The sequence below is a fragment of the Nocardia sp. NPDC003345 genome (genome assembly GCF_053589395.1).
This window is the reverse complement of the sequence record NZ_JBSFRU010000257.1, coordinates 1-9,593: the sequence shown is the minus strand read 5'-3', so window position 1 is coordinate 9,593 and position 9,593 is coordinate 1. Positions and strand designations below refer to the sequence as shown.

At 71.1% G+C, this 9,593-nt stretch carries 9 protein-coding genes; 2 read left to right on the top strand and 7 right to left on the bottom strand.

Annotated elements, in window-relative coordinates; translation table 11 throughout:
* From ACWDU1_RS23770 to ACWDU1_RS23750, 5 genes are all read right to left on the bottom strand, one after another.
* A partial coding sequence (locus ACWDU1_RS23770) for a hypothetical protein (protein ID WP_450001653.1) occupies positions 1–1,106 on the bottom strand: 1,106 nt, incomplete at its 3' end.
* Positions 1,103–2,905: a hypothetical protein gene (locus ACWDU1_RS23765; protein ID WP_450001652.1), complete on the bottom strand. Its 1,803-nt coding sequence runs from the start codon at positions 2,903–2,905 to the stop codon at positions 1,103–1,105. The genes ACWDU1_RS23770 and ACWDU1_RS23765, both read right to left, overlap by 4 nt.
* Positions 2,902–4,188, bottom strand: coding sequence for an ABC transporter substrate-binding protein (locus tag ACWDU1_RS23760; protein WP_450001650.1), 1,287 nt, complete (start codon positions 4,186–4,188; stop codon positions 2,902–2,904). The genes ACWDU1_RS23765 and ACWDU1_RS23760 overlap by 4 nt, the downstream gene beginning before the upstream one ends.
* A 111-nt stretch (positions 4,189–4,299) precedes the next feature.
* On the bottom strand, positions 4,300–5,532 hold the full coding sequence (locus ACWDU1_RS23755; RefSeq protein ID WP_450001648.1) for an SPFH domain-containing protein: 1,233 nt from the start codon (positions 5,530–5,532) through the stop codon (positions 4,300–4,302).
* Entirely contained in the window at positions 5,532–5,963 is a 432-nt protein-coding gene (locus ACWDU1_RS23750; RefSeq protein WP_357421265.1) for an NfeD family protein, read from the bottom strand. The genes ACWDU1_RS23755 and ACWDU1_RS23750 overlap by 1 nt, the downstream gene beginning before the upstream one ends.
* 102 nt (positions 5,964–6,065) lie before the next feature.
* Here ACWDU1_RS23750 and ACWDU1_RS23745 point away from each other — a divergent pair, with 102 nt between their 5' ends.
* Both ACWDU1_RS23745 and ACWDU1_RS23740 read left to right on the top strand, forming a co-directional pair.
* Entirely contained in the window at positions 6,066–6,893 is an 828-nt protein-coding gene (locus ACWDU1_RS23745) for a DUF3097 domain-containing protein (RefSeq protein ID WP_450001645.1), read from the top strand.
* 64 nt (positions 6,894–6,957) lie between these two features.
* A complete protein-coding gene (locus ACWDU1_RS23740) occupies positions 6,958–7,773 on the top strand; it encodes a hypothetical protein (RefSeq protein ID WP_450001644.1) in 816 nt (271 codons plus the stop codon).
* 102 nt (positions 7,774–7,875) lie between these two features.
* On the opposite strand, the gene ACWDU1_RS23735 is transcribed toward ACWDU1_RS23740, so the two are convergent.
* Positions 7,876–9,078: a lipid-transfer protein gene (locus ACWDU1_RS23735; protein WP_450001642.1), complete on the bottom strand. Its 1,203-nt coding sequence runs from the start codon at positions 9,076–9,078 to the stop codon at positions 7,876–7,878.
* Positions 9,062–9,517, bottom strand: coding sequence for a Zn-ribbon domain-containing OB-fold protein (locus tag ACWDU1_RS23730; RefSeq protein ID WP_450001640.1), 456 nt, complete (start codon positions 9,515–9,517; stop codon positions 9,062–9,064). The genes ACWDU1_RS23735 and ACWDU1_RS23730 overlap by 17 nt, the downstream gene beginning before the upstream one ends.
* Between the last annotated feature and the right edge of the window lie 76 nt (positions 9,518–9,593).

Sequence of the window (9,593 nt, the reverse complement as noted above, 5' to 3'; positions counted from 1 at the left end):
GGCCGGCGCCGGGGAATGTCCGCACGATCTGCCGCGTGCTCGGGATCCGCACCCGCCCGGATCTCGATTCCCCGGTATCGGCTGCCGAGCTTCGCCGGACCCAGTTTCTCCAGCTCGGCTGCCACCGCCCGGGCCCGCGCCCCACCGCCGTCGGGGCGGAGCGCGTACCAGGAATCGAGCGCGTCACCTATCCGGGCCAGCTCAGCGGCGACAGCGGGCGCGACCGATATCCGGCAGCCCGTCCCGGGGCCCCGGCTCCCCTGATGGACCCCGGCGCCGGGATGCTCCCCCTCGTCCGCGCAACACGTCGCGACAATCGCCCGGAGCCACCTCTCCTCCACCGCGAACCAGCGCCGGGCGCGAGATCCGAACGCCACCGTCGTCGACCCCGCGGCCCAGCCCTCCGCCCGGCCCGCGGTGTGGGACACCAGCGCGAACAGCCCGGCATGCCACAGACCATCGGCGAGCACACCCGAACGCGTGGGCGATGCGGAAGCCTTCGCGATCCGGTAGCGCTGCGGCGCATAACATTCGAGCACACCGTGTCGCACCAGGCGGGCCGTCATCTCCACGGCGGTCCAGGGTTCGGCCCGCGCCGGGCTGTGCGCCCCCGCCATGCCGACCGCGCGCGGAGCCGATACCGGCGCGATACTCATCCCGGTGAGGATCGCGTGCAGCGTCGCCGCGTCGAAATCGAATACCGGCAGCTCCCGCAGCGCCGCGGCGACGGTTTCCAGGGGCTGCCGCTCATCGGTGGACAGGGCGCCGAACAGCCCGGGATCTGTTCCGGGCGCCGAAGCGAGTTCCCGGGCGGCCGCGGCCTCCGGGCCGGCGGGCGGCGGCGCGTCCAGGCCCGCGAGCAGGCTGCGGCGCGCAGCCAGCCGGGCACCCGACCGGCGATCGGCCGTGAACCGATACGCCGTGTACAACACGGCCAATACGATGACGAATACCGCCAGCCAGCGCAGCCCGGAGGCCAGCGCCTGCACGTCGGCGCCCTCTCCGAACGAATTCATCACCAGATTGCGGCCCAGCTCCAGCAGTAGCGCCGAGGCCAGCACCGACAGACCACCGAGGACCCCGGACACGCGGGGTATCTCATTCACCGCAGCACTCCGCCGGTGAGTCCCGGGACGATCCAGCGCCGCCAGGTCGCCAGCACCAGGACAACCGGTAGCACCGCCGCGATCAGCGAACCCGCCGCCAGTTGCGCCGCGTTCTCGCCGAACTGGCGGGCCTCGCCCCACAGCAACAGCGACCACGGCGACGCCCCGGCGCCGCTGATCAGCAGCCCGACGATGAAATCGTTCCAGACCTGCACGAATTCGAGTACGGCCACGGCCACCAGGGCGGTACCGGCCGACCCCAGCAGGCGTCGGCTGATGGTGCCGGGCGCGGCCAGTCCGCGCAGGGTGTCGGCGGCCGGGCTCCCCGGGGGCGCGGCCACCGCGCCGCGCAGGATGAGGACCGCTATCGGCAGGCCCGCCGCGGCGTGGACCAGGACCAGCGGCACCCGGGTGCCGGAGAGCCCGTGATCGTCGATGAACATCTCGAGCGGGCCCAGGTAGGCCTGTACCGGCAGTACCGCCAGTACGACGAGCAGGATCACCATCGCCCGCGCCGGCCACCGCGCGGGTGCCACGGCGAGCCGGTACGCCAGCGGTGCCGCGGCGGCCACCACGATGATCGTCGCCAGCAGCGCCACCCAGAAGGTGGCCTCCAGCGAGCGCCACAGCCAGTGGTTGCGCCATACGTCGGCGAAGGCGGACACCGCCCAGCCGTCCGGGCCACGCAGCGCGACCACCACGAGCACCAGCAGCGGTACCACCGCGGCGGCCGACAGCGCCCCGATGACCGCCGCCCTGGCCCGCGTCGCCATCCGGCCGACCGGTGCCGCCGCGGACCCGCCCGCCCCGGCCGCCTCCGGCGGGAAGCCGGCGGGACCATTCGCCAGACCGGTCTGCAACGCCCAGGCGACCACGCCGACCAGAACCGCCAGCGGCACGGCGTACACCGCGGCGTCACCGGCGGTCGCGGGATCACCGGCCAGCCGCCACCAGGACACCGTGGCACTGTCCACCTGATGGTGCACCGAACCCGGCACCCCGATCAGCACCACATCGAACACCCGGGCCGCGGCCACTCCCACCACCAGTCCGGCCACCAGGACGATCGGCCGCTGCAGGGCGAACAACCGCCAGAACAGCGTCGCTCCGGATTTCCGCTCCAGCAGCGGCCACCGCACCGGATCGCGTTCCAGCGCCCGGATGCCCGCCCGGAACACGCCGACCAGGAAGCCCAGCCACGTCCAGAGGAAGGCCGAGCCGAGCATCGCCACGAACCAGGCCCGGTATCCCGGGAACGCGTCGAAACCCAACCGCGCGCCGGAGTACTGGAAGATCAACCGGAACGCCACCCCGGAGACCACCGCCGAGATTCCGAACGGCACGATCAGCGGCAACCACAATCCTCGGCTGTCCCGGCTCCACCAGGCCAGCAGCATGGCCGTGAGGAGCAACACGGCCGCGAACACCATCCAACCCAGACTGCGCGCATACGCCTCGTCCGACCAGGCCAGCACACCGAGCGTACTCACCCCGACCAGGGCCGGCAGCGCCCACAGACCGCGATTCCCGCTCCGGCGGGCCGCGCCCAGGGCCGCCACGAACGCCGCCGCACCGAGCAGGCATCCCACCACCGGCCAGAGAGCTGTCCGCACGGCGACGACCACCGTCGCCGAGGTCGCCACCACCAGCAGGCCCAGCAACAGCAGCGCCGGCAGGCAGGCGATCACCGTGATCCCGCGCGCCGGGGGCCGACCCGGGACCAGCGGGCCACGCATTCGCGCGAGCGGCAGTTCGAGGCGAAGCTCGTGCGCTTCGAATTCCATGGGTGCCGTACTCATCTCCAACCCCGTTCGAACCGGCCCAGCGCCGCGACCGCCGTCGCGGACGCGGCCCCGACATCGCCGCCACGGTCCCCCACGGCGATCAGGAATTCGGTGAGCACCCGCCACAATCCGTCCCGGCCGCCGACCGCGCCGATCCGATCGGAGAGATCGAACTCCACGCGGCCGGAGATCGTTTCGGCCGCCGCGTCCGACCACGGTGAGTACCGGGCACGGGTCCGCAGATTGGGCCCGAGAAAACCGCCGGGCCCCTCGATCCACGGCAGCGGGGCGGTCTCGGCCGCCAGCGCCGCGACCACCGACTCCGCGCGCTCATCCGCCGACCGGGTCAGCACCATCACGTCACCGCCGGCGATCCGTGGGCGCTCACCGCCCGGTGCCGTGACGGGAAACGGGACCACAGCCGCGCTTTCCGTACCGCGCCCGCTCCGGCGTAACGCGTCGCGCACCACCGGTTCCGCGAAATCCGGGGCCGCCACGGCCAGGGCCCGCCGGTGCTCGAACACATCCCGCACGGCATCGGCGAACTGCCGGGTGAGCGCGGTTCCCACCCCGCCCGGCAGCCCGGAGCGGATACCCCAGAGCCCGCCGAGTCGCGCGAAGGTGGCGTGTACCGCGGGTGCGTTCCAGTCCCGGGGCCCGTCGCCCAGCGCTCGGTACACCGCCGGGGATTCGGCCAGTAGCAGGTTCTCGAAGAGGTCGGTCAGCACCCAGCCGTCCGCGGCACCGAGCGCGAGCAGCCGCCGCGGCGCTCCCGCGAGTTCCCGCACGCCGTCGAGCCAGTCGCCCGCGGTCCAGTTGGCCGGATCGCCCAGCCCGGCCGCGGCCATCGCCTCCCGGTCGTACCAGACCAGTGATTTGCCGCTCGCCTTGAACGGCACGCCGTACGGTCTGTCACCGGCGAAACACAGCCGCTGCCAGTATTCGGCGTAGCGCGGCCCGCTCGCGTCCGACCACAGCGATTCGGGCACTTTCCGCAGCCGGCCCGCCGCGGCCGATTCCCGGACCTGGCCGGCCTGCGGCAGCATGACGATCTCGGGAGCCGAGCGGCCACGGGCCGTGAGGGCGGTGCCGATCTCGTCACCCAGCGGCACCACCTCGACCGGTTCCGGTGAACCCACGGCTGCGAGTACCGCCCGAAACGCCGACAATTCCAGGCCACTCCACGCCACGGCGATCCGGACGGCGTCGCCGTCGCCCAGCAATACCCCCGGCGAGCAGGCGGCCAGCAGCGGCACGCCGGCCAGTGCCCCCAGTACCGCGCGACGCGTCGTCACCATGCCCCGATGCTCATGTCCAGCAGAAGATTTCGATTATCTACCAGACTCCGCCGGGACGCGCGCCGATCGCGAAATCCGCGGCCGCGCCCCGGCTGTCACCGGACGGCGCAACTACTGCCCGGGGCGATGCTCCGGCGCCGGATCGGACTGCCGCGATGCGACTTCCGGTCCCGGAGCGTCCTGGCGCGGGGACAGTGCGGCGGGGCCGGGGTCCGCGGCCGCTTTCGTCGTGGTGACCGGGGCCGCGGTGTCCACCGGCGTGCGGGCCACCGATTCCGCGGCGCGCACGGCACGTTCCACCGCCGGATCGGTACTGGTGTCGAACCAGTCGGCGACCTCGTCGGAATCGTCCTCGGGCTTACCCGGCACCTCCGCATCGGCCGGCGGCTCGTACCGGAAGACCCCGTCCTCGCCCTGCGTGGCGAAGTTCTTCGCGAAACCCTCCAGCGCCTTACCGAAATCGCTGGGGACCAGCCACACCTTGTTCGCGTCGCCGCGCGCCACCATGGGCAGCGTCTGCATGTACTGGTAGGCCAGCAGTTCCGGGGTCGGCTTACCGGATTTGATGGCGGCGAACACCTTCTCGATGGCCTTGGCCTGCCCCTGCGCCTGCAGATAGGACGCCGCCCGCTCGCCCTGGGCGCGCAGGATCCGGCTCTGGCGTTCACCCTCGGCCGACAGGATCGCCGACTGTTTCGCGCCCTCGGCCGACAGGATCTGCGCCTGTTTGGCGCCCTCGGCGGTTTTGATCTGCGATTCGCGGGTGCCTTCGGCGGTGAGAATCATCGCCCGCTTCTCGCGGTCGGCTTTCATCTGCTTCTCCATCGACTCCTGGATCGACGGCGGCGGATCGATGGATTTCAGCTCCACCCGCGCCACCCGCAGTCCCCAGCGGCCGGTGGCCTCGTCGAGCACCCCGCGCAGCTGGTTGTTGATCTGGTCGCGGGAGGTCAGCGTCTCCTCCAGGGTCATCCCGCCGACCACATTGCGCAGTGTGGTGACGGTGAGCTGTTCGACGGCCGCGATGTAGTTGGAGATCTCGTAGACCGCCGACTGCGGCTGCATCACCTGGAAGTACACCACCGAGTCGATCTGCAGGGTCAGGTTGTCCTGGGTGATCACCGGCTGCGGCGGGAAGGAGACCACCCGTTCCCGCAGGTCCACCTTGGCGCGGATCCGGTCGACGAACGGCACCAGGAACGTCAGCTGTCCCGATACGGTCCGGGAGTACCGGCCGAGTCGTTCGATCACCGCCGCCTCCGCCTGCGGGATCAGCGCGATCGACTTGAACACCACCACTGCCGCCAGCAGCACCAGTGCGAGGACGACGATCAGAGCAGCCATCACGGCCCTTTCCAGACGACAGCGGTCGCGCCGTCGATCTTCATCACGTACACGGTCGTACCCTCGGGGTATTCCTCGGCCGGATCCAGCGCGCGGGCCGACCACACCTCCCCGCCCAGTTTCACCCGGCCGTCGTGCTCGCCCACCGGTTCGAGCACCAGCGCGGTCTTACCGGTCAGCGCGTCCACGTTGGTCAGGGTGGGCGGCGGAGTACCGAAGCGCCGCAACAGAACCGGCCGGACGCCGAGCATCAGCACCACGGCGGTGACGGCGAACACCACGGCGTCGACCACGACCGGAGTCCCGGCCAGGAAGCTCACCCCCGCCGTGAGCAGCGCCGCCGACCCCAGCATCAGCAGGGTCAGTTCACCGACGAACACCTCGGTCGCCGCCAGCGCAACGCCGGCGACCAACCAGACAATTGCGGCCACGCGCCCCAGCCTAGTGCGCCAACGGGGCCTGTGCGGGTGGACCGGCGACACCCGGCCCCCGACAGCGGCGCCGACCGGCCCCGGTGCGCTACGTTCGGCCCGGTGAGCGATCGATACGGCGATATCTTCTCCGGCCATCCGCGAACCGCGCGGCGCACGGTCCCCCGGGTCACCGCGGACGCCGATCTGGTGGTCGAGGACGCGGCCAGCGGTTTCTGCGGCGCGGTGGTCGGGTTCGACCGGACCTACGACGGCGATTTCGTGAAACTGGCCGACGCCCGCGGCGCGGTGCGCCTGTTCGCGCTGCGGGAGGCGGCCTTCCTCATCGACGGCGAACCGGTGACCCTGGTGCGGCCGAAAGCGGCACCGCCGGCCCGGCCCGCCCGCTCGGCGTCCGGTTCCACCCGCGTCGAGGGCCTGCGCGCGAAAGTCGCCGCGCCCAGCCGGATCTGGGTCGAGGGCGTGCACGACGCGGCGCTGGTGGAACGGGTCTGGGGACACGATCTGCGGGTCGAGGGCGTCGTGGTGGAACATTTGGAAGGGCTGGACAATCTCGCCGCGCGGCTGGCCGAATTCGGGCCGGGGCCGGGCAAACGGGTCGGGGTCCTGGTCGATCATCTGGTGACCGGTTCCAAGGAGACACATCTCACCACCGGGCTGGGCGAGCATGTGCTGGTGACCGGGCATCCGTATGTGGATGTGTGGCAGGCGGTGAAGCCCGCGGCGGTGGGCATCGCGCAGTGGCCCCGGGTACCGCGAGGCGAGGACTGGAAAAGCGGGGTCTGCCGCCAACTCGGCTGGGGCACACCGCAGGACGGGTGGCGCCGGGTGTACGCGGCGGTCGGATCGTTCCGGGATCTGGAGGCACCGCTGCTGGGTGCGGTGGAGCGTCTGATCGATTTCGTGACCGAACCGGGGGAACCATTCTAACCCGCGGAAACGGCCTCGGCAGACGACGCCCGCCGGTTGCCGACACCCTTTATGCTCGATGATTATGTGCTCTCCCAGTGCCACCCTGACGCTGTGGGCCGGATCGTGGCTCGCGGGTCGCAGCGCGCCCGACGACGTCCTCGGGGCACTGCACGCGTGGGCACCCCGGCACACTCTCGCGGCCGGTGACCCGGTCACCGGTGGGCGTACCGATCTGCCCTGGTCCGCGCTGGGCGGCGCGCCGGGCACCGCGGTCATGCCGCTGCTCAAGATGATTCGCGAGGCGATGGCTGTCCCCGGCGCCGAACTCCGGCTGGTGCTGCCGGTACCCGGTGATGTCCGCGGACTTCCGGTGGGCACCGCCTTCGCGACCGACGCCGTCGAGGCCGAGGAGGGCATTCTCATCGGTGTACCGGGCGAAGAAGGCACCGGGCTCATCCCCTACCTCACCGACGACGACACCCTCCAATGGACGGTCTACGGGGTGCCGATGCCACGGGCCGCCGGGTCCGATATGTCGCTGGGCGAGGCCGAATACGCCATGCGCGAGGCCGTGCGCGACGCCGCGGACGCACTCATGCGGCTGCACACCACCGGGCTCGGCGCCGGTGACGCGGACCCCCGCGAACTCATCGAGGCCGAACTCGCCGACTACTCGCGGCACACCTACCCGGAATGCGTGCCGCTGCGTGCCAAACGCATCCTGGATACCGCCGACCATGTGGCCGCGATCCTCACGGTCGCCCAGCGCGAACCCGCTTCCGCGCCTACCTCGGCCAGCGCCGCCACCGCCCACGAAACCCTCCTGCGACCGCTGTGGGACGCGATCCGCGCGGCCCGCCTCGTCGCCGCGCATACCGCCGCACCTCGGTCGCATTGATCCGCCGAGCCCGACGGACCGCCGCCGGGAGGAACGTCCGAGTTCGCACGGCGACCGGCCCGCACGTCCCGGCCGCGTGCGTGCACGGCCGGGACGCCGGATTCACCGGACGGCGATGATCGCCGACCCGTGACCGAACAGACCCTGGTTGACCGCGATACCGGCCCCGGCGTTCTGCACCTGACGGCCGTCGGCCTGTCCGCGCAGCTGCCAGGTGAGCTCACAGACCTGGGCGATGGCCTGCGCGGGAATCGCCTCACCGAAGCAGGCCAGTCCGCCGCTGGGGTTCACCGGCACCCGTCCCCCCAGCGTGGTCGCGCCGCTGCGCAGCAATTCCTCCGCGCCGCCGATCTCACACAGGCCGATATCCTCGTACCAGTCCAGTTCCAGGGCGGTGGACAGATCGTAGACCTCCGCGAAGGACAGCTCGGCCGGGCCGAGGCCGGCTTCCTCGTACGCGGCCCGCGCGATGGCGGAGCGGAAGGTATGCGGCGGAGCCTCGACGGCCACGGCCGAATCCGTCGCGAAATCCGGCAGGTCGACGACCGTCTTCGGGAATGTGGGCGTCACCGTCGACAGCGCGCGGATACGAACGGGGTCGGCGATGCCGTGCCGGCGCGCGTAGTCCACCGATGTCAGTACCAGTGCCGCACCGCCGTCACTGGTCGCGCAGATATCGAGCAGCCGCAGCGGATCCGAGACGATGGCCGAGCCCGCGACTTCTTCGGCCGAGACCTCTTTGCGGTACCGGGCGTACGGATTGTTCAGGCCGTGCCGGGCGTTCTTCACCTTGACCGCGGCGAAATCGTCGAGCGTGGCGCCGTGCAGCGCCATCCTGCGGCGGGCGTAGAGCGCGAAGTAGATGGGGTTGGTGGCGCCGAGCAGGTGGAAGCGCAACCAATCCGGATCATCGCGGCGTTCGCCACCCACCGGCTGGAAGAACCCCTTGGGGGTGGCGTCCGCACCGATCACCAGTGCCACATCGGTCAGACCGGCCAGAATCTGGGCGCGCGCGTTGGCGATGGCCTGCGCACCGGAGGCGCAGGCAGCGTAGCTGCTGGAAATCCGCGCACCCGACCAGCCCAGCGCCTGGGCGAAGGTGGCTCCGGAGACGAACCCGGGATATCCGTTGCGGATCGTGTCCGCGCCGGCGATATAGCCGACATCACGATGGTCCACCCCGGCGTCCGCCAGCGCCGCGCGGGCCGCTACCAGCCCGTATTCGACGAAGTTTCGCCCCCATTTGCCCCACTGGTGCATACCCGCACCGAGGACAGCGATATCGCGATCAATCCTGTCGGTCATCGACCGGCCTCCACATCCACACCGTGTGATCGGCTTCCTCGTCGGTGTACAGCACGCCGAGGGTGAGCTCCACCGCCATGCCGACGGCCAGGTCGTCCACCGTCAGACCGCGGACGACCTGCCCGAGGATCACCATCTGCTCGACCTCGAGCTCCACCGCCGCGACGACGTAGGGCTCGAACGGATCGGGTGAGACGTAGGGCGGGGGCGGTTTGTACCGGGCATCCGCGTACGACCAGATCCGGCCACGCGTGGAGAACAGGTATTCGGACAGTTCCGAGCCGTCCTTCGGACCGGCGCACTGCGGGTTCCGGCAGGCCAGCGTGTTCCGTGGGAAGTAGGGCGTGCTGCACACATCGCAGCGGCTTCCCACCAGACGCGGCGTGCCGTCATCCGTGGTGAACCAGTCCGGTATCGCCGGGCGTTGTTCCTTCTGCACGCCCCGACACTATAGGAACACGTTCTACTTCGGGACAGGAACACGTTCTATTTCTGCACCGGCCCGGCGCGCGATC

Bases quoted from the DNA above. Each gene is read 5' to 3' on its own strand.
- ACWDU1_RS23755 (WP_450001648.1), bottom strand. From the start codon at position 5,532: ATGGCTGCTCTGATCGTCGTCCTCGCACTGGTGCTGCTGGCGGCAGTG.
- ACWDU1_RS23765 (WP_450001652.1), bottom strand. From the start codon at position 2,905: ATGAGTACGGCACCCATGGAATTCGAAGCGCACGAGCTTCGCCTCGAA.
- ACWDU1_RS23740 (WP_450001644.1), top strand. From the start codon at position 6,958: ATGTGCTCTCCCAGTGCCACCCTGACGCTGTGGGCCGGATCGTGGCTC.
- ACWDU1_RS23735 (WP_450001642.1), bottom strand. From the start codon at position 9,078: ATGACCGACAGGATTGATCGCGATATCGCTGTCCTCGGTGCGGGTATG.
- ACWDU1_RS23760 (WP_450001650.1), bottom strand. From the start codon at position 4,188: ATGGTGACGACGCGTCGCGCGGTACTGGGGGCACTGGCCGGCGTGCCG.